Source organism: Bacillus sp. SCT118 (genome assembly GCF_058566435.1).
Genome location: NZ_CP191225.1, coordinates 17,918 through 35,770, shown reverse-complemented (window position 1 = coordinate 35,770; position 17,853 = coordinate 17,918). Strand labels below are relative to the sequence as shown.

At 40.1% G+C, this 17,853-nt stretch carries 19 protein-coding genes and 2 pseudogenes; 7 read left to right on the top strand and 14 right to left on the bottom strand.

Annotation, left to right across the window (positions count from 1 at the left end):
- Positions 1-214 precede the first annotated feature (214 nt).
- Positions 215-394: pseudogene (locus ACQVGT_RS00195) on the top strand (DUF255 domain-containing protein); the annotation flags it as partial.
- 62 nt (positions 395-456) lie between these two features.
- Here the strand turns inward: ACQVGT_RS00195 and arsC are convergent.
- The 5 genes from arsC to ACQVGT_RS00170 all read right to left on the bottom strand — a co-directional run bounded on the left by arsC (position 457) and on the right by ACQVGT_RS00170 (position 3,948).
- Positions 457-876: an arsenate reductase (thioredoxin) gene (arsC, locus tag ACQVGT_RS00190; RefSeq protein WP_015483976.1), complete on the bottom strand. Its 420-nt coding sequence runs from the start codon at positions 874-876 to the stop codon at positions 457-459.
- Between the two features lie 11 nt (positions 877-887).
- Positions 888-1,928, bottom strand: a complete 1,041-nt coding sequence (acr3, locus tag ACQVGT_RS00185; protein WP_015385205.1) for an arsenite efflux transporter Acr3 — start codon at positions 1,926-1,928, stop codon at positions 888-890.
- A 20-nt stretch (positions 1,929-1,948) separates the two neighbouring features.
- Positions 1,949-2,389 carry an ArsI/CadI family heavy metal resistance metalloenzyme gene (locus ACQVGT_RS00180; protein ID WP_015385206.1) on the bottom strand — a complete coding sequence of 147 codons (441 nt, stop codon included), beginning with the start codon at positions 2,387-2,389 and terminating at the stop codon, positions 1,949-1,951.
- Positions 2,390-2,447: 58 nt separating this feature from the next.
- A complete protein-coding gene (arsR, locus tag ACQVGT_RS00175) occupies positions 2,448-2,765 on the bottom strand; it encodes an arsenical resistance operon transcriptional regulator ArsR (protein WP_015385207.1) in 318 nt (105 codons plus the stop codon).
- A 346-nt stretch (positions 2,766-3,111) separates the two neighbouring features.
- Entirely contained in the window at positions 3,112-3,948 is an 837-nt protein-coding gene (locus ACQVGT_RS00170) for a helix-turn-helix transcriptional regulator (RefSeq protein ID WP_015385208.1), read from the bottom strand.
- Positions 3,949-4,051: 103 nt separating this feature from the next.
- On the opposite strand from ACQVGT_RS00170, the gene fabF reads away from it, so the two are divergent.
- From fabF to ACQVGT_RS00145, 5 genes and pseudogenes are all read left to right on the top strand, one after another.
- Complete coding sequence (fabF, locus tag ACQVGT_RS00165; protein ID WP_015483977.1) at positions 4,052-5,284, top strand: beta-ketoacyl-ACP synthase II; 1,233 nt, start codon at positions 4,052-4,054, stop codon at positions 5,282-5,284.
- A 168-nt stretch (positions 5,285-5,452) separates the two neighbouring features.
- Positions 5,453-5,644, top strand: a pseudogene (locus tag ACQVGT_RS00160) (DUF255 domain-containing protein); the annotation flags it as partial.
- A gap of 71 nt (positions 5,645-5,715) precedes the next feature.
- On the top strand, positions 5,716-6,951 hold the full coding sequence (locus ACQVGT_RS00155; RefSeq protein WP_144052053.1) for a DNA methyltransferase: 1,236 nt from the start codon (positions 5,716-5,718) through the stop codon (positions 6,949-6,951).
- A 23-nt stretch (positions 6,952-6,974) separates the two neighbouring features.
- Complete coding sequence (locus ACQVGT_RS00150; protein ID WP_015385210.1) at positions 6,975-7,907, top strand: Bpu10I family restriction endonuclease; 933 nt, start codon at positions 6,975-6,977, stop codon at positions 7,905-7,907.
- A 106-nt stretch (positions 7,908-8,013) separates the two neighbouring features.
- Positions 8,014-10,083: a thioredoxin domain-containing protein gene (locus ACQVGT_RS00145; protein WP_015483978.1), complete on the top strand. Its 2,070-nt coding sequence runs from the start codon at positions 8,014-8,016 to the stop codon at positions 10,081-10,083.
- On the opposite strand, the gene ACQVGT_RS00140 is transcribed toward ACQVGT_RS00145, so the two are convergent.
- Complete coding sequence (locus ACQVGT_RS00140; protein ID WP_015385211.1) at positions 10,080-10,979, bottom strand: CPBP family intramembrane glutamic endopeptidase; 900 nt, start codon at positions 10,977-10,979, stop codon at positions 10,080-10,082. The genes ACQVGT_RS00145 and ACQVGT_RS00140 overlap by 4 nt on opposite strands.
- Positions 10,980-11,204: 225 nt before the next feature.
- Here ACQVGT_RS00140 and ACQVGT_RS00135 point away from each other — a divergent pair, with 225 nt between their 5' ends.
- On the top strand, positions 11,205-12,560 hold the full coding sequence (locus ACQVGT_RS00135) for an MFS transporter (RefSeq protein WP_015483979.1): 1,356 nt from the start codon (positions 11,205-11,207) through the stop codon (positions 12,558-12,560).
- A gap of 33 nt (positions 12,561-12,593) precedes the next feature.
- On the opposite strand, the gene ACQVGT_RS00130 is transcribed toward ACQVGT_RS00135, so the two are convergent.
- The 8 genes from ACQVGT_RS00130 to ychF form a co-directional block, all read right to left on the bottom strand.
- Positions 12,594-13,148 (bottom strand): sugar O-acetyltransferase, encoded by a 555-nt coding sequence (locus ACQVGT_RS00130; RefSeq protein ID WP_015385213.1) that lies wholly within the window; start codon positions 13,146-13,148, stop codon positions 12,594-12,596.
- A 15-nt stretch (positions 13,149-13,163) separates the two neighbouring features.
- Positions 13,164-13,544: a VOC family protein gene (locus ACQVGT_RS00125; RefSeq protein ID WP_015483980.1), complete on the bottom strand. Its 381-nt coding sequence runs from the start codon at positions 13,542-13,544 to the stop codon at positions 13,164-13,166.
- A gap of 55 nt (positions 13,545-13,599) precedes the next feature.
- Entirely contained in the window at positions 13,600-14,532 is a 933-nt protein-coding gene (gene ccpB, locus ACQVGT_RS00120; protein ID WP_015385215.1) for a transcriptional regulator CcpB, read from the bottom strand.
- Between the two features lie 58 nt (positions 14,533-14,590).
- On the bottom strand, positions 14,591-15,349 hold the full coding sequence (gene xth, locus ACQVGT_RS00115) for an exodeoxyribonuclease III (RefSeq protein ID WP_015385216.1): 759 nt from the start codon (positions 15,347-15,349) through the stop codon (positions 14,591-14,593).
- Positions 15,350-15,413: 64 nt separating this feature from the next.
- The gene (rpsR, locus tag ACQVGT_RS00110; RefSeq protein ID WP_003219224.1) at positions 15,414-15,653 is read right to left on the bottom strand and encodes a 30S ribosomal protein S18; all 240 of its coding nucleotides are present in this window, start codon (positions 15,651-15,653) and stop codon (positions 15,414-15,416) included.
- Positions 15,654-15,696: 43 nt separating this feature from the next.
- Positions 15,697-16,215: a single-stranded DNA-binding protein SsbA gene (gene ssbA / locus ACQVGT_RS00105; RefSeq protein ID WP_003219228.1), complete on the bottom strand. Its 519-nt coding sequence runs from the start codon at positions 16,213-16,215 to the stop codon at positions 15,697-15,699.
- A 40-nt stretch (positions 16,216-16,255) separates the two neighbouring features.
- Positions 16,256-16,543: a 30S ribosomal protein S6 gene (rpsF, locus tag ACQVGT_RS00100; RefSeq protein WP_003236622.1), complete on the bottom strand. Its 288-nt coding sequence runs from the start codon at positions 16,541-16,543 to the stop codon at positions 16,256-16,258.
- Positions 16,544-16,653: 110 nt separating this feature from the next.
- Positions 16,654-17,754, bottom strand: coding sequence for a redox-regulated ATPase YchF (gene ychF, locus ACQVGT_RS00095; RefSeq protein ID WP_015483981.1), 1,101 nt, complete (start codon positions 17,752-17,754; stop codon positions 16,654-16,656).
- Positions 17,755-17,853 lie beyond the last annotated feature (99 nt).

Below are 17,853 nucleotides of genomic sequence, written 5' to 3'. Positions count from 1 at the left end.
AATTATCAACATCAAATTTAACAGAGCTAAAAAAAAATATCCATTCTCCTGTAATAAAAGAAAACTGAAAAGGACGGTGTCTTCCTTCATTAACATAATTAAACATTATATTATTTTCCTTCTCCCTCTTTTAAGTAAATCGGCTAAGCTTTGTATTTATTTATAATTATTGTGGTACCTAAATGTAATTAAAACAAATGAAAGAAGGTGATCCATGCCCACTAACAGTAAACCCAATAGATTAATCGCTGAGAAGTCACCATATCTCCTTCAACATGCTCACAACCCTGTGGACTGGTTCCCGTGGGGAGAAGAAGCCTTCGAAAAAGCAAAACGCGAAAACAAGCCGGTTCTGGTCAGCATCGGTTATTCGACTTGCCATTGGTGCCAAGTTCGTATAGCTACACATTAATAAAAAAAGGACACATATAAATATGCATCCTTTAACAAAAGAGTTTATTTCCCTGTTTCTGCAAATTCCTTCAACCTATCCCCTATTTCATCACGAACCCTTTGGAAAAACGCCCATTTTTCTTCTTCTGTCCCTTGTGCTTTTGCTGGATCATCAAACCCCCAATGCTCACGTTTTACATGTGGAGGCGTGATCGGGCATTTATCAGCAGCATCACCACAAAGCGTAACAACTAAATCAGCATTGTTCAGAATATCAGAGTCGATGATATCTGACGTTTGATTAGAGATATCTATACCAACTTCTTTCATCGCTTTAACAGCATTCGGATTTAATCCATGTGCCTCTATCCCCGCGCTATATACTTTCCACTCATCACCTAAATATTGTTTAGCCCATCCTTCAGCCATTTGGCTTCGGCAAGAGTTCCCTGTACATAAAAAGTAAATAATTTTATTCTCCATATATTCCACCTCTACATCGAGTGACTTCGAAAGTATTTTCGTTGAAACCATAAAGCAACCTTAACAAGTGCTATCATGACCGGCACTTCTACAAGCGGACCAATTACGGCGGCAAATGCTGCACCCGAATGAATTCCAAACACACCAACAGCTACAGCAATCGCTAATTCAAAGTTATTGCTTCCTGCTGTAAAAGCTAAAGTAGTGGTTACAGCGTAGTTTGCCCCGATTTTCTTTCCTAAAAAGAAGGAAACAAAGAACATTAAAACAAAGTAAATCAATAATGGAATCGCAACTCGAACAACATCTAACGGCAAGCTAACAATTACATCACCTTTTAAGGAAAACATGATGATAATTGTAAATAGCAAAGCAATTAACGTAATTGGACTAATTTTAGGAATGAACACTTTTTCATACCATTCTTTCCCCTTCACTTTTACAAAAATATAACGTGTCACCATTCCTGCAATAAAAGGGACTCCAAGGTAAATGAATACTGATTTTGCGACTTCTGCCATCGTAATATTCACTACTGCTCCTTCCATCCCTAACCATTGCGGAATAACTGTTACAAAAATGTAAGCATAAACTGAGAAAAAAAGCATTTGGAAAATTGAGTTGAAAGCAACTAATCCTGCCGCGTATTCTGTATCACCTTTTGATAAGTCATTCCACACAATAACCATCGCAATACAGCGAGCCAATCCAATCATAATAAGTCCAATCATATACTCCGGTTTATCTGGCAAAAAGATGATAGCCAAAATAAACATGAGAGTCGGACCAATGATCCAGTTTTGCACTAAAGACAAAATTAATACTTTAATATCTTTAAATACCCGGCCGATTTCTTCATAGCGAACCTTTGCTAGTGGAGGATACATCATTAATATTAATCCAATTGCTAAAGGGATAGATGTAGTTCCAACTTGTAATTTGTTTAATCCGGCAACAAAGCCCGGAAATATAAAACCTAATCCTATCCCCAATGCCATCGCAAGAAAAATCCAGATGGTTAAATAACGGTCTAAAAATGATAAACGTTTCATTACTTATCCTCACCTTTTTATTAACAGCAAGAGTTCGTTTTACTATCGCTTGGAGGTGTTACACAACAAGAGGAGGAATCTTGTTTTTGAATCTCGCTGTTCGATTTGGTATAGAAAAACTCCCACTCGTTTCCATCTGGATCAGTAATCCAAAATTTATCTTGGACTGCATAACAACAAGTCGTATCCATTTCTTCACGTGCAAAAAAACCTTCTTTTTCAAGCCTTTCCTTGTGTTTCAAAACTTCTTCCAAACTATCTACTTGGAATCCAAAATGATTCACTTGATTTCCCTTCACCTCATCTACGACATTTAAAGTGAAGTTCAGTCCAGGAGTCTCTAATAAAAACTTTGCATAGTCTGTTTTTACTTTTACAGCCTTTACTCCAAAAACTTTTTCATAAAAATTGATCGATTTCTCCAAACTGACAACATTTATCCCTACATGAACATATTTCATTTTAATTCCCCCTCTTATATATTAATCAAAAAAATTTGATTTAATGACTAAAAATTTTTTAGCAGCAATCTCCTTCACCTTTTTTTCTAAATACACAACAAAGCTCTTCTGATAATAAACTATTTACTTCCTCATCATTTAAATCATAATAGCTCCATGTTCCCTTTGTCTCTTTCGTTATTAAGTTGGCATCTAATAAAATTTTAAGATGATAAGAAAGTTTAGATTGTGTCACCTCAAAAATCTCAGTCAGATCACAAACACAGGTTTTTCCCCTTTGACAAAGTTCATACATGATCTCTAATCGTTTCTGATCAGCAAGAGCCTTAAATTTTTGTTCATATTTCTGAAGTAGTTCTGATTTCGTCTCAACCATTCATATCGCCTTCTTTAATCAATTTTTTTTGATGTATTTATAATACTCATGATTTTAAAATAAATGCAAGCAAATAAATCGATTTTTTTTGATTAATTATAAAACCCACTAAAAGCTTGTGTAACCAGATAGAGGTTTTCTATTTTTAATATTTTCTCCATCACTACTACAACAGGGTTATAACTTGTTTTTGGTGGCATAGGATCTTTCAAATATTAGATGCACACAACAACTTCATCCAAATACAATAAACGAATGGGAACTATATACTAGTTGTTTTTTTATTTACAGTCTAAACAAAGTAAAGGAAGTATTACTTGAATAACTTCTACTCTCCAAACGATAGCTAGCCTTCAATTAACCGTTTTAACTTAAGCTCAGTTTCAGTATCCTCAACTGGGGTATAGACGCTGCATCTTAAATCAGTATCCCCATGCACTTGTAATGAAGTCAGATTAAACAACATTTTACCTACCTTAGCATGACGAAACTCAATTAATACTTCAGGAGCAGAGCTTATCTCACTTTCATTCCAAATTTTACGAAACTCAGGATATGCCTGTTCCATTTCTTGTATAAATTGCTCATACCAGTCATCAGCCACATACTGTCCATAATACGTTCTAAATATTGCGATATATCCTCTAACAAAATGCTCCCAATTCACTGCTAAACTTTTAAATTCCTTTCTTGCGAATAGTAAGCGTATTATATTCCTTTCTGCCGGATTGATTTGTTCAAAGTCCAAAAATACATTAGCTGCTGCTTGATTCCACCCAACAATCTGACTTCTTCTATCTGATATAATCGTTGGGCAATAACGAAGTTCCTGCAAAATTTTTACTAAAGCCGGACTGATTTCCTTCTCTTTCTCATTTATAAAGGGTTGTTTCACTCCTTCCTCTAACGCTAGAGCATACAAATATCTCCTTTCATCGTTATTTAATTGTAATGCTCGAGAAATAGCATCTAATACCGAAGTAGATACTTTTATATCTCTTCCTTGTTCTAACCATGTATACCAAGTAAGACTTACACCGGCTAGTTGAGCCACTTCTTCTCTTCTTAGTCCTGGTGTTCTTCTGCGGGTTCCTACAGGTAAACCAACCATTTGGGGAGTAATTTTCGAACGTTGGTTCTTTAAAAATTCCGATAAAGCTTGAAGTCTTGTTTCAGGTTTCATTAAGATCTCCCTTTAAAATAGTATTAATTATACTAGGATAAACAACAACTTGTAATAGGATAACACAATAGCTAAAGTTAATAAAAACAAGGAGGGAATGATCATGAAAAGAGTTGTCATTACTGGAATGGGAGTTATTTCTCCTCTAGGAAATGATGTGAATAGCTTTTGGAATCAACTAGTTAAAGGACACTCGGGAATATCTCTAATTGATTCTTTTGATACTGCTGATTATAAAACAAAGATAGCTGGAATCGTTCGTGATTTCGATGCAGATGAAATATTGGGGAGAAAAGAAGCAAAACGATTAGATCGTTTTAGTCAGTTTGCCTTAGCAGCAGCCGAACAAGCATTAGAACATTCACAATTACAGTTAGATAATGTTGATCTTGAACGTTTAGGGGTATATGTTGGTTCAGGAATCGGAGGCATACAATCGCTTGTTGATAATGTGAATGTATTAAATAAACGAGGTCCCGCGAGAGTAAGCCCTAGCCTTGTACCAATGATGATTTCAAATGCAGCTGCAGCTCAAATAAGCATAAAATTAGGAGCACAAGGACCATCATTATCACCAGTCACAGCCTGTTCAATCGGGAACACCTCTATTGGTGAAGCTTTTAATGCTATCCGAAATGATGAAGCAGATATTATATTTGCCGGTGGAGCAGAAGCTGCAATCACACAGTTATCTTTGGCTAGTTTTGGAAACGCCCATGCATTATCTACAAGAAACCAAGAGCCAAGTCGAGCCAGCCGACCATTCGATACAGATAGAGATGGCTTTGTTATGAGTGAAGGCGCAGGTATCTTAGTATTAGAATCATTAGAAAACGCTATTCTTAGAGATGCGCCGATATTATGTGAAGTAGTGGGGTACGGAGCTAGTTCAGATGCTCATCATATGGTAGCATCACACCCAGAAGGTAAGGGTGCCTACTTAGCCATGAAAAAAGCATTGAGAAGTGCAAATATATCAACAGGTGAAATTGATGTTATTAGTGCTCATGCAACAAGTACACAAGTAGGTGATCGTTCAGAAGTTCTAGCTATTAAGAAATTATTTGGTGAACATTCACGTGAAATTCCAACAACTGCAAACAAGTCAATGACTGGGCACATGCTTGGTGCTGCTGGCGGAGTAGAAGCAATTGCTTTAGTGGAAAGTTTGAGACGAGGAATGATTCCGCCAACTATTAATGTAGAGAAGCAAGATCCAGATTGCAACTTAGATGTTGTATCAGAAGCGAGACACCTTCCATTGAAATATGGGCTATCAAATTCTTTTGGTTTCGGCGGACATAATTCAGCAATCTTGTTAAAGAATTACGATTGAAGACCCATCTTTATAGTTCAAAGGTGAAATAATGGATCTATCAAGGGTTTATAGCCCTTGGTTTTCATTATGGAATACCTCACAGACAAATGATGACGAGCCTTAACTTCTGGTATATTAAATAGAGGAAAGAGAATACTTAAAAAAACATAGAAAGAAGGTGATCCCATGCCCACTAACAATAAACCCAATAGATTAATCGCTGAGAAGTCCCCATATTTACTCCAACACGCCCACAACCCTGTGGACTGGTTCCCGTGGGGAGATGAAGCCTTCGAAAAAGCAAAACGCGAAAACAAGCCGGTTCTGGTCAGCATCGGTTATTCGACTTGCCATTGGTGCCATGTTTACTACTACGATTAAATCTTTGGGGTAGATTGATTCCTTTAGAAAGAGTAAAATGAACTCGTATTATGAAGGAGCTGTTTATAATGAAGTATACTCCCCAAAAGATTTTTAAAACAATAGATGATTTTCCTTATGATAGAACATCAGTATCTCAAAGTGAACTAGATTTAGATATTAAGGAAAGAAAAAGTTTATTCCCATGGAGAGGGCAGTTCTCTCCTTGTTTAATAGAATTATTTTTAGATAGATATTCAAAACCAGACGATGTTATATTTGATCCATTTGCAGGTAGTGGTACCACACTTTTTGAGTCTGCTAGGAAAAACCTTAAATGTTATGGCGCCGAAATTAATCCCTCTGCTATTACAATGTCAAAAACAGTTGAATTCATAAATATGTCAACTGAAGATAGAGAAAAACTATGTAATGCAGCACTTCTTCTTCTAAAAAAATATATTAGAGAAAGTAATTATGATTTATTTAATATGGATCTTTATGAAGAAAAAAGTGCACCATTCGAAATTGCATTCAAAAAAATGTTAAACGAATCGCCAAACAGTCAAGTGATAAACATCCTTACTAATGCTCTAATTAGATTCAAAAGCTATAGAGGAAAAAAAGCTCTCGAGGATTACTATAAGGCTTTACATGAACATATTAAAATTATTAAAAATTTGCCGTACTCCGAAAATATATGTGAGGTTTTCCACACCGATGCAAGATCTATACCTTTAGCTAACGACAGTGTAGATTTAATCATAACATCTCCACCTTATATTAATGTTTTTAATTATCATCAAAACAACAGGGAGGCAATGGAGTTTGTTGGTTGGAATGTACTAGAAGTGGCTAAATCTGAAATGGGTTCAAATCGAAAACATAGACAGAATAGATTTTTAACAGTTATTCAATATAGCATGGATATCTTAGAAGCGCTAATTGAAATGAGAAGGCTTCTAACCCCATCAGGTAGGGTAATTATTGTGGTGGGAAGGGAATCAAAAATTAGAGGTGTTCCCTTAAAAAACGGTAGGCTAGTGGCTGCTTTAGCTTATGGAGGAGCTGGATTTAAAATCGAGAATATGCAAGAAAGAAAATTCACAAATAAATTTGGTGAGTTAATTTATGAGGATATTATACATCTCACACCCTCAAATACATCAGTTTTAGATGAGAGCTACGCAAAGAATATGGCCAATGAATTATTAAAAGAAGCGCTGATAATGGAAAAAGACGAAAATATCAGGATAGAAATCCTTAATGCAATAAACAAATCAGATAGTGTTAAAAAATCACCAATTTTCGAAATGGATTTTTAATTTCATATCTAAGGAGGAATTTAATGACAACCTATATATATCCTACCCCACATAAAGATAAATTAGTTGCCCTATTACTAAACGATAAATTACCAGTAGAAGATAAACCAAGAGTTGAAGAGGCAATTGTGGTTTATACAAATTGGATAAAAAACTTAAACATTATTACAAGTGCCGGTCTTCCTCCCCAACAGACTTTAAATAAAATGATTGAGCTTCTAAATGAATATAAATTCTATATAGATTTAAATTTGGTATTTGATAGCCCAAGAGATTTCCTTTATAGACAAAAAGGGCAATTAAAAATTGACAATACTATTATTGAAGAATTTTTACCCCGTTTAGCTCATCCGTCTGTTATTCCTGAAATAATCGATATGGATGTAACGGTTGGACCAAAAAAGTGTTTTTCTTCAGTTTACTTTGAATCTAGTCTTGATGCGCCAGCAATTGGAGGAGGACTAAGAGTAAGAAGCAAAGACCAAGACTTTGCAATAAGCAAAAAATTATTCTTAAAAGCGTCACACACACAAGATTATAAAGAGAGTTTGGAAACAGAAACATTCTTATCTTATGTGTCTGCTGAGTGTAAAACAAATCTTGATAAGACAATGTTTCAAGAAGGATGTGCTACAGCTCATGATACGAAGGTAGCTGTACCAGGTTCTAAATATTTCTTGCTATGTGAATGGTTAGATATGACACCATTAAGTACAGCTCCTACAGATATTGATGAAATTCTACTTCTCCGTAAAGCCAAAAGATTAAATTCTAATATAAGAAAAAAGTTTTCTTCTTATAGTGGGAGACAAGAAAAACGGGATTATTTCATCAATTATCTCAAATCACATCCATTTAGAGTAGAGGTTTTTGAAAGATTTATTGAACACATTAGAAAACTTATCCAAAATGAAGTTCCGGTTGAACATAATGTTATGGAATTAGGTTATTTTTAAAATAGATCTTATCTATTATTAGATGTTTATATATAAATAAGAACGTTAATACTTATTTTATACTGTCCGTTATTATTACTCATAAAAGAAGAAAGAAGGTGATCCCATGCCCACTAACAATAAACCCAATAGATTAATCGCTGAGAAGTCCCCATATTTACTCCAACACGCCCACAACCCTGTGGACTGGTTCCCGTGGGGGGATGAAGCCTTCGAAAAAGCAAAACGCGAAAACAAGCCGGTTCTGGTCAGCATCGGTTATTCGACTTGCCATTGGTGCCATGTTATGGCCCACGAAAGCTTTGAAGACGAAGAAATCGCGCGTCTTCTCAATGAACGGTTTGTAGCGATTAAAGTCGACCGGGAAGAGCGGCCTGATGTGGATTCTGTTTATATGAGAATCTGCCAGCTGATGACCGGGCAGGGCGGCTGGCCGCTGAATGTGTTTATCACGCCTGATCAAAAGCCGTTTTACGCGGGTACATATTTTCCAAAGACGAGCAAATTCAATCGTCCCGGTTTTGTTGATGTGCTTGAGCATCTGTCTGAGACGTTTGCGAACGACCGCGAGCATGTCGAGGATATTGCGGAGAACGCCGCTAAACATTTGCAGACCAAAACAGCTGCAAAATCAGGCGAAGGCCTTAGCGAGTCTGCGATTCACCGGACATTCCAGCAGCTTGCCAGCGGGTTTGATACGATCTACGGCGGTTTCGGGCAGGCACCGAAATTTCCGATGCCCCATATGCTGATGTATTTGCTTCGTTATCATCACAATACGGGGCAGGAGAACGCTTTATACAACGTGACGAAAACGCTGGACAGCATGGCGAATGGCGGCATTTACGATCATATCGGCTATGGGTTCGCCCGCTATTCGACCGATGACGAGTGGCTCGTTCCCCACTTTGAAAAAATGCTGTACGACAATGCGCTGCTGCTGACCGCTTATACAGAAGCCTATCAGGTCACGCAAAACAGCCGCTATAAAGAGATTTGTGAGCAGATCATTACGTTCATTCAGAGGGAAATGACTCATGAAGACGGAAGCTTTTTCTCTGCTTTAGACGCGGATACAGAAGGAGAAGAAGGAAAGTACTACGTGTGGTCAAAGGAAGAGATTCTGAAAACGCTCGGGGACGATCTCGAAACGCTGTATTGCCAAGTGTATGACATCACTGAAGAAGGAAACTTTGAAGGCAAAAATATTCCTAACCTCATTCACACAAAGTGGGAACAAATCAAAGAGGATGCCGGGTTAACCGAAAAAGAGCTCAGTCTCAAACTCGAAGACGCAAGACAGCAGCTCTTGAAGACACGCGAGGAAAGAACCTATCCGCATGTCGATGATAAAGTGCTGACCTCATGGAACGCGCTGATGATCGCGGGTCTTGCGAAAGCGGCAAAGGTATACCAGGAGCCGAAATATCTCAGCCTAGCGAAAGACGCCATCACATTTATTGAAAACAAATTAATCATCGACGGCCGTGTGATGGTCCGATATCGTGATGGCGAAGTGAAAAACAAAGGCTTTATCGACGATTACGCTTTTCTCCTATGGGCTTATCTGGATCTCTATGAAGCTTCGTTTGATCTATCTTATTTACAAAAAGCGAAGAAACTGGCAGACGATATGATCGGCTTATTTTGGGATGATGAGCATGGCGGATTCTACTTCACCGGACACGATGCAGAAGCCTTAATCGTACGGGAAAAAGAAGTGTACGACGGCGCCGTGCCTTCCGGAAACAGTGTGGCAGCTGTTCAGCTGCTGCGTCTCGGGCAAGTCACAGGCGACTTATCACTAATTGAAAAAGCAGAAACGATGTTTTCCGTGTTCAAGCCAGACATCGACGCGTATCCGAGCGGCCATGCTTTCTTTATGCAAAGTGTGTTAAGACATCTGATGCCTAAGAAAGAAATCGTTATTTTTGGCAGCGCAGACGATCCAGCCAGAAAACAAATCATAACAGAGCTCCAAAAAGCCTTTAAGCCTAACGACTCCATTCTGGTAGCAGAGCATCCTGATCAATGCAAAGACATTGCGCCATTCGCGGCAGACTACCGCATCATAGATGGCAAAACAACCGTGTATATTTGTGAAAACTTCGCCTGCCAGCAGCCGACAACAAATATTGAAGAAGCGATCCACACGTTAATAAGCAGCAGGGATTAAGACCCTTGCTGCTTACTTTTTGATTTCTTATGGTACCATAAAGCGATCCCCGCAAACACAAGATTGACCGCTATCGTAAAGAAAGCCTCCCACATCGGGTTCCCCCGCGTAACCGTAAAGAGAGAAGGAATTCCTCCATACACACTGTTTTTTTCTGTAATAAACATACACAAAAACATATTATTCGCGGCATGGGCGCCAAGTGATATTTCGATGCTTCCTGTTTTAATCGTGTAATAGGTCCACACAAAACCAAATGTTAAATACTCAATTCCTGCCCAGACAGCACCGTTGTTCATTTCTGGATTCGCAAAATGCAATACGCCAAACAATCCTCCGACAATCAGTGTCAAGATTAGAGGATTTTTCGTCAATCTCCCGAAAGCTTGAAGCAAAAATCCCCTGAAAAACAGTTCCTCAGCTGATGTCTGAATCGGAACCAAAATGAGGGCAGCCGCTAGCAGCCAGATAAATCGTGATGCATCAAAGGCTTGCATTGAATAATTGTCTGGATGAATCACAAAATCAATCAATTGTACGGCGATCATCAGCAAGAAATAAGCAATAAAACCAAAGGAAATTCTCCGCCAATTCATCTTTGAATTTGGTGTAATCACAGTTCGGAAAGGCCGCTTCAAAATAAAGCGCACAGCCAGCCAAACTCCCGGAATGGCGAATAAATAAATCACATGGGACAAATAAAGATCTACGAGGGGATCACTCAGCACAGCTTCATCCAAATCAAACGTAATATCGGGATTCACAATAACCGTAAACAGTATCGCGAAAAGATAAGCAATATTCCCGAATACATACAACCCTACCATCACCAAAAAGGCGAAAAAATATCTCCACAACGTATTGTTTCCTTCTAAAGGACGGATAAATGGATTCATTCGTTCTATGTCTCTTCCTTTCAATGAGAATATTACTATATATTTGCATAAATCCTTCTATGAATCTACTGTTTTGGAAATCTTTTAAGCGAAATGAAAAGATAAAGTGTGAATTTAGTTCTTCCATCTAGTGATTTGAACTCTGTTGCCAATGAACCAAGATACTTATAATAGTCCCAAGAGGGGAATTTTCAGTCTTTTCTTACTACTAAAAGGGGGTTTTTTATGAATACGATCTTCAAACAAAAGAATACACATCCTTTCTCAAACGCAGCGAATCGTTTAGACCGCCTTCCGATTTCACGCGTTCATTTCCAAGTGTTAACCGCTCTCGGCATTGTTTATTTCTTTGATCTCGCAGATTTATTTACCCTCAGCAATGTAGCGCCGGCACTGATCGAGCATTGGGGCATCCCGCTTTCAACTATTGCTAACGTAACGGCTGCTTCGTTTTTAGGCATGTTTTTAGGCGCTTCACTGGGCGGACGGCTGTCCGATCGAATCGGCCGCAAAAAAGCCTTAAATCTATTTGTCTTTGTTTTCTCAATCGCATCGCTATGCAATGCTGCGGCATGGGACATTCCATCTTTAATGACATTCCGTTTTCTCACCGGATTTGGCGTTGCAGCCGCCATGGTCATTACGAATAGCTATTTGGCGGAATTTTTCCCTTCAAGTGTTCGTGGAAAGTATATTTCTTTTTGTGCCATGATTGGATTGATCGGGGTTCCGATCACCAACATTGTGTCTGCCTTTGTCATTCCTCTTGGTTCATGGGGATGGAGGCTAGTATTTGTATGGGGTGCCGTCGGCCTTATTTATTTTTTCTTTATTCGACGGTTGGAAGAGTCGCCTCGCTGGCACGAAAATCGCGGGGAATATGCGAAAGCCGATGCGATCCTCAACCGAATTGAGGCACAGGTTGAAAAGGACAAAGGCCCGCTTCCGGCAGCATCCCAGCCTAAAGTAAGCGAAACTGTTAAGAAGCATGCAGGTTACGCAGGCTTATTGAAAGGCAGAAACCTCAAAATCACCATCATATTATCTGCTGTATGGATTTTTGAAACGTTTGGATTTTACGGATTTGCCTCATGGGTTCCAAGCCTGCTAAAAAGCAATGGCGTCACCATGGAAAATACATTGTGGTATAACGTATTGCATTCCGTCGGCGCTCCGCTTGGCGCACTGCTCGGCTCCATGATTTCTGAAAGATTTCAAAGAAAATGGATTTTAGCTGCGAGTGCGTTTCTGACGGCCATCGCCGGGCTCTTATATGGTATGACTTTTATTCCCATCATGATCATTGTATTTGGTTTTATCGTGAATATCACAGAACGGGTCTTTACCTCGAACTTATATGCCTATACATCTGAACCTTATCCGACTGAATACCGCTCGTCTGGCAGCGGTTTAGCCTATGGTCTTGGCCGTTTTTCAAACATTTTTGGCTCATTGCTTGTCGGATTTATTGCCGTTCAGCTCGGCTATATCAGCGTCTTCTTATTTATTGGGGGCTGCTGGCTCGCATGCTCCTTGCTGTTAATCTTCTTCGGTCCTAATACGAATGCGAAACAGATTTAAAAAAGTCAGTGCGGATCTGCCGCACTGATCTCATTACAATTGCTTCAAAATCCTCGCGGGGTTTCCGCCTACAACACTATTAGCGGGTACATCCTTAGTGACAACAGATCCAGACGCAATCACTGCGTTATCACCGATTGTCACTCCCGGGTTAATCACCGCCCGGCCTCCAATCCAAACTTGATCTCCAATTGTCACAGGCTTACCGAACTCCTTCCCGGATTTCCTTTCGATCGGATCAAGAGGATGACCGGCCGTGTAGATATGTACACCTGGCGCAATCAAACAATGACGGCCGATACGCACCTCACACACATCTAAAATGACACAGTCAAAATTAACAAATGTATGATCTCCGATATGAATGTGATAGCCATAATCACAGCGAAATGTCGGCAAAATCGTGACTTGATCCCCAACCGAACCGAGCAGCTCCTTCAAAATCTCCGTCCGCACTGCATCATCTTCCGGTGTTTCGTTATATTGTCTAATCAGCTGTCTCGCTTGCTTGCGTTCTAGTGATAGTTGCTGATCTTCCGAATTGTATAATTCTCCGGCTGCCATTTTTTCTTTTTCTGTCCTCAGCATTTAAGTCACTCCATGTCAGATTGTAATCTCGATCAAATTTCCTTCATCATCCTCAATCACACTTTCATAGTAGCCGTCTCCTGTTGTCCTCGGGCCGTTTACTACTGCGAAACCATCCGCCTTCAATCGATTAGTCAGTTCGTCAACTTTCTCCCGGCTCCCAACGGAAAAGGCAATATGTGCCCAGCCTATCATTGTTTGTGAGGGCGGATCGGTCACATTCCCTTTTTTCATAATTTCCAGCCTTGCTCCGGAATCAAACGTAATAAAATAAGACTTAAAATCTTTTTTCTCATTATGATACAAATCATTCGCTTCGCCATTAAAATACGTTTCATAAAAAGACTTCATTCGCTCTAAATCATTGACCCAGACCGCTGTATGTTCAATCTGCATTTCTTCCTCCTCCTTCGCCTTCAATGAAGTTATAAGGTATGAAATGCATTTCAGTTCAAGCTTTTTTCTTAAATTTATGCTGAATTTTGATATCAGCGGGTTCATGCAAAAATAGAGAAAATGCTGCGATGCCGAGCTGCTCAAGGTTCAAATCAAGCGACGGAAAACCAAGAACACGGCTGATAGAAGTATTCCCCTCGCCTATGATTTCAACATCCCAATTATTCTTTTCGGAAAATAGATGAATTCCAGCTGCCACTTCATCACTATTTGCATAAATAGCAGTCGGAACCCGCCCGCTCATATAAAAATGTTCGGCTGCCAGCTCACCATCATTCATATCGTTGCATCCGGACAGCATATGGCGGTCTTCCAACCTTCCGCAGACAGCTTTATAGGCCGCAGCTTTATCAGCCGTGCTCGGGCTCCTATCAGCTTCTCTGACACACGTAAAAGCAATATTCTCATGCCCGCGGCTCTTTAAATAGCGAAAGCTCTCTGCATAAGCAGCTTTTCTGTCATTAAAAGCACAAGGGACATCAATGTCTCCGGTATCCTCACAAGCGATGATCGGCCCATATTCCTGATAAGCTAAAATGCTGTCCCAATGATTGGCGCGTGAAGTAATGATGAGACCGTCTATTTTCTTCGTTCTTAACAGCTCTAAATATTTGATTTCAATATCGGGGTTATAATTGGTGGGGAGAAGGGTCGTTGCATACTCATGCTGAAAAGCCGCCTTGGTGATTCCGTTAACGATTTTATCAAAGCAGGGATGATCGCTATAAGGCAGAATCACACCGACTGTATGGGTTTTCCCGCGAATGAGATCGATTGCGGTTCGATTTGGTGTATAATCCAATTCCTTCATGACTTGATGAACAAGCTTTCTCTTTTCTTCAGATACATACGGATGATGATTCAATACACGCGAGACAGTCGAAACAGATACATTTGCCAGTCTTGCGATCTCTTTTATATTTGCCATATCTTTCTCCTTTTCATATAAAAAAAGCAGTAAGTGTAAAATCCTTACTGCTATCTCATCATATATTGATGATAAGTTCAACAGGACAATGGTCGGAACCCATGACGTCCGCTGATATGCTGGCATCTTCAATCTGTTCCTTAAGGCTTTCAGAAACAACAAAATAATCAATCCGCCATCCGATATTTCTGTCCCGGGCGCCGGCACGATACGACCACCAGGAATAAGCGCCTTCAAGATCAGGATAAACATGACGGAAAGAGTCAACAAAGCCAGCTTCTAAGAAACGAGTGAATGCCCCTCTTTCTTGATCTGAAAATCCAGCGTTATTCCGGTTCGCCTTTGGATTTTTCAAATCAATCTCCTGATGAGCTACATTCAAATCACCGCATAAAATCACTGGTTTTTTCTGATCCAATTCAAGAATATAAGACAATAAAGCCTCTTCCCATTGCATGCGGTAATCAATCCGCTCTAATCCCCTTCTGGAATTGGGCGTGTAAACAGTCATCACAAACACGTTTTCAAATTCCAGCGTAATCACTCTGCCTTCTTGGTCATGCTCTTCTACTCCGATACCGTAGATGACCTGCAGCGGTTCTTGCTTAGAAAAAACAGCTGTGCCGGAATATCCTTTTTTCAATGCATAATTCCAGTACACATGATAGCCTTCAGGCTGGAGATCAACCTGGCCGTCCTGTATCTTCGTTTCCTGAAGACATATAATATCTGCATCCTCTTCTTTCAAATAAGAGAGGAAATCCATTTTTCTCATCACAGCCCGCAGGCCGTTTACATTCCATGAAATCAACTTCATGTTTCATCCTCCCCCCTATAAAAAAGAGCAAGAACCCGAAGGTCCTTGCTCTTTACGCATCAGCTTACTCACCGCTTACGTATGGAAGTAAAGCCATTTGACGTGCGCGTTTGATCGCTGCAGTCAATTTACGTTGGTATTTAGCGTTTGTTCCAGTTACACGACGTGGTAAAATTTTACCGCGCTCAGAAACAAACTTTTTAAGAAGATCTACATCTTTGTAGTCGATGTGCGTGATACCGTTAGAAGTGAAATAACACACTTTACGGCGTTTCGCACGACCGCCTCTGCGTCCTCCTGCCATTGTCATTTCCCTCCTTTCTTTTTCATTTTAGGCGATAATCACATTAGAATGGAAGATCATCATCCGAGATGTCAATCGGTTTGCCGTCGTTGGCAAATGGGTCATCGTTAAAGCTGTTCCCCTGATTGCGTCTCTGGTTGTTTTGATTTCCCCCAAATGGATTATCATTTTGGCCTCCGCCAAAGTACTGGCCTCCGCCGCTGTTTCCTTCGTTGTATCCACCTGAACCAGAACCGCCGCCGTTTTTCGGCTCAAGAAATTGAACACTTTCAGCTTGGACCTCTGTCACGAAGACACGCTGTCCTTGCTGGTTTTCATAGTTTCTTGTTTGTAAACGGCCATCTACGCCTGCAAGGCTTCCTTTTTTCAAGAAGTTTGCAACGTTTTCGGCTTGTCTTCTCCAAGTGACACAATTAATGAAATCGGCCTCACGTTCTCCGGACTGGTTCGTAAATGTACGATTCACAGCAAGAGTAAACGTAGCAACAGCCGCACCGTTTGGCGTATAACGAAGCTCTGGGTCTTTTGTCAGTCTTCCGACTAATACAACTCGGTTAAGCATAAGAAAGACCACCTTTTACCATTATATATTTCAAAATTGCTTATTCTTCTTCTTTAACAACAATGTGGCGAATGATATCGTCACTGATCTTAGCTAGACGGTCAAATTCTTGAACTGCCGCAGCGTCAGATTGAACGTTTACGATTTGGTAGAAACCGTCGCGGAAATCGTTGATTTCGTAAGCAAGACGACGTTTACCCCAATCCTTTGTTCCAGTGATCTCCGCACCGTTAGAAGTCAGAACGTTGTTGAAACGCTCGATAACTGCTTTTTTAGACTCATCGTCAATGTTTGGGCGGATAATGTACATAACTTCGTACTTTCTCATCTGTTTGCACCTCCTTTTGGACTAAGCGGCCCATAATGGGCAAGGAGCAATAATTCTATTACTCACAATTTTATATTATACCAAAGCTCTTGTCCCTTTACAACTGCATCCTATACATTAAATCGGAAATGAATAACATCTCCGTCTTTAACCACATACTCTTTTCCTTCAAGACGGACTTTTCCTGCCTCTTTAGCTCCTGCCATGCCGCCGCCCGCAAGAAGATCCTCATAAGCAACTGTCTCAGCACGAATGAAACCCCGCTCAAAGTCACTATGAATAATTCCTGCACACTCAGGGGCTTTCATGCCTTTTTTGAATGTCCAAGCTCTGACTTCCTGTTCTCCGGCTGTGAAATATGTTGCGAGGCCGAGAAGAGAGTAAGACGCTTTGATCAGCTGATCAAGACCTGATTCTTGAATGCCCAGCTCTTCCAAGAACATTTGCTTTTCTTCGCCTTCAAGCTCAGCAATTTCAGATTCGATTTTTGCACAAACAACGATAACTTCTGCGTTTTCGCCGGCAGCGTACTCGCGAATCTTCGCTACATTTTCATTGCCAGATGGATCAGCAACTTCATCTTCACTTACGTTGGCCACGTACAAAATAGGCTTCGAAGTCAGTAAATGGAGCTGCTTCACAAGCTTTTGCTGCTCTTCAGTGAATTCTACAGATCGAGCAGGCTTTTCACTCTCAAACGCTTCTTTCAGTTTAGATAAAATCTCAAACTCAAATACAGCGTCTTTATCTTTTTGCTTCGCAAGCTTGCTGACGCGTGTAATCCGCTTTTCAACCGTTTCCATATCAGCGAGGATCAGCTCAAGGTTGATCGTTTCAATGTCATCAATCGGATCAACCTTTCCGGAAACGTGTGTAATGTTGTCATCGGAAAAAGCACGGACAACGTGGCAAATCGCGTCAACTTGGCGAATATGAGATAGGAACTTGTTGCCGAGTCCTTCTCCTTTAGATGCGCCTTTTACAATCCCTGCAATATCAGTGAATTCAAAAGCAGTCGGCACAGTCTTCTTCGGGTTGACCAGCTCAGTCAGCTTTTGCAGACGATCATCCGGCACCTCTACAATTCCCACGTTCGGATCAATTGTACAGAACGGGTAGTTGGCTGATTCGGCACCGGCCTGTGTAATTGCGTTAAATAGTGTTGATTTTCCGACGTTCGGCAAACCAACAATTCCAGCTGTTAAAGCCATTCTTTCATCTCCTCTATATAAAACCGTCATTGTATGAACGTATTTTGAACCTAGAGCAATTATAAGGAGGTTCCCTGGAAAAGACAAGCTGACAAAAAA

Excerpts from the sequence above, each read along its gene's own strand:
- ACQVGT_RS00130 (WP_015385213.1), bottom strand. The coding sequence starts at position 13,148 with ATGCTGAGGACAGAAAAAGAAAAAATGGCAGCCGGAGAATTATACAAT.
- ACQVGT_RS00145 (WP_015483978.1), top strand. The coding sequence starts at position 8,014 with ATGCCCACTAACAATAAACCCAATAGATTAATCGCTGAGAAGTCCCCA.
- arsR (WP_015385207.1), bottom strand. The coding sequence starts at position 2,765 with ATGGTTGAGACGAAATCAGAACTACTTCAGAAATATGAACAAAAATTT.
- ACQVGT_RS00135 (WP_015483979.1), top strand. The coding sequence starts at position 11,205 with ATGAATACGATCTTCAAACAAAAGAATACACATCCTTTCTCAAACGCA.
- ACQVGT_RS00155 (WP_144052053.1), top strand. The coding sequence starts at position 5,716 with ATGAAGTATACTCCCCAAAAGATTTTTAAAACAATAGATGATTTTCCT.
- fabF (WP_015483977.1), top strand. The coding sequence starts at position 4,052 with ATGAAAAGAGTTGTCATTACTGGAATGGGAGTTATTTCTCCTCTAGGA.
- xth (WP_015385216.1), bottom strand. The coding sequence starts at position 15,349 with ATGAAGTTGATTTCATGGAATGTAAACGGCCTGCGGGCTGTGATGAGA.
- ACQVGT_RS00125 (WP_015483980.1), bottom strand. The coding sequence starts at position 13,544 with ATGCAGATTGAACATACAGCGGTCTGGGTCAATGATTTAGAGCGAATG.
- ychF (WP_015483981.1), bottom strand. The coding sequence starts at position 17,754 with ATGGCTTTAACAGCTGGAATTGTTGGTTTGCCGAACGTCGGAAAATCA.
- ACQVGT_RS00150 (WP_015385210.1), top strand. The coding sequence starts at position 6,975 with ATGACAACCTATATATATCCTACCCCACATAAAGATAAATTAGTTGCC.
- rpsF (WP_003236622.1), bottom strand. The coding sequence starts at position 16,543 with ATGAGAAAGTACGAAGTTATGTACATTATCCGCCCAAACATTGACGAT.
- ACQVGT_RS00140 (WP_015385211.1), bottom strand. The coding sequence starts at position 10,979 with ATGAATCCATTTATCCGTCCTTTAGAAGGAAACAATACGTTGTGGAGA.
- arsC (WP_015483976.1), bottom strand. The coding sequence starts at position 876 with ATGGAGAATAAAATTATTTACTTTTTATGTACAGGGAACTCTTGCCGA.
- rpsR (WP_003219224.1), bottom strand. The coding sequence starts at position 15,653 with ATGGCAGGAGGACGCAGAGGCGGTCGTGCGAAACGCCGTAAAGTGTGT.
- ccpB (WP_015385215.1), bottom strand. The coding sequence starts at position 14,532 with ATGGCAAATATAAAAGAGATCGCAAGACTGGCAAATGTATCTGTTTCG.
- ACQVGT_RS00170 (WP_015385208.1), bottom strand. The coding sequence starts at position 3,948 with ATGAAACCTGAAACAAGACTTCAAGCTTTATCGGAATTTTTAAAGAAC.
- ssbA (WP_003219228.1), bottom strand. The coding sequence starts at position 16,215 with ATGCTTAACCGAGTTGTATTAGTCGGAAGACTGACAAAAGACCCAGAG.
- acr3 (WP_015385205.1), bottom strand. The coding sequence starts at position 1,928 with ATGAAACGTTTATCATTTTTAGACCGTTATTTAACCATCTGGATTTTT.
- ACQVGT_RS00180 (WP_015385206.1), bottom strand. The coding sequence starts at position 2,389 with ATGAAATATGTTCATGTAGGGATAAATGTTGTCAGTTTGGAGAAATCG.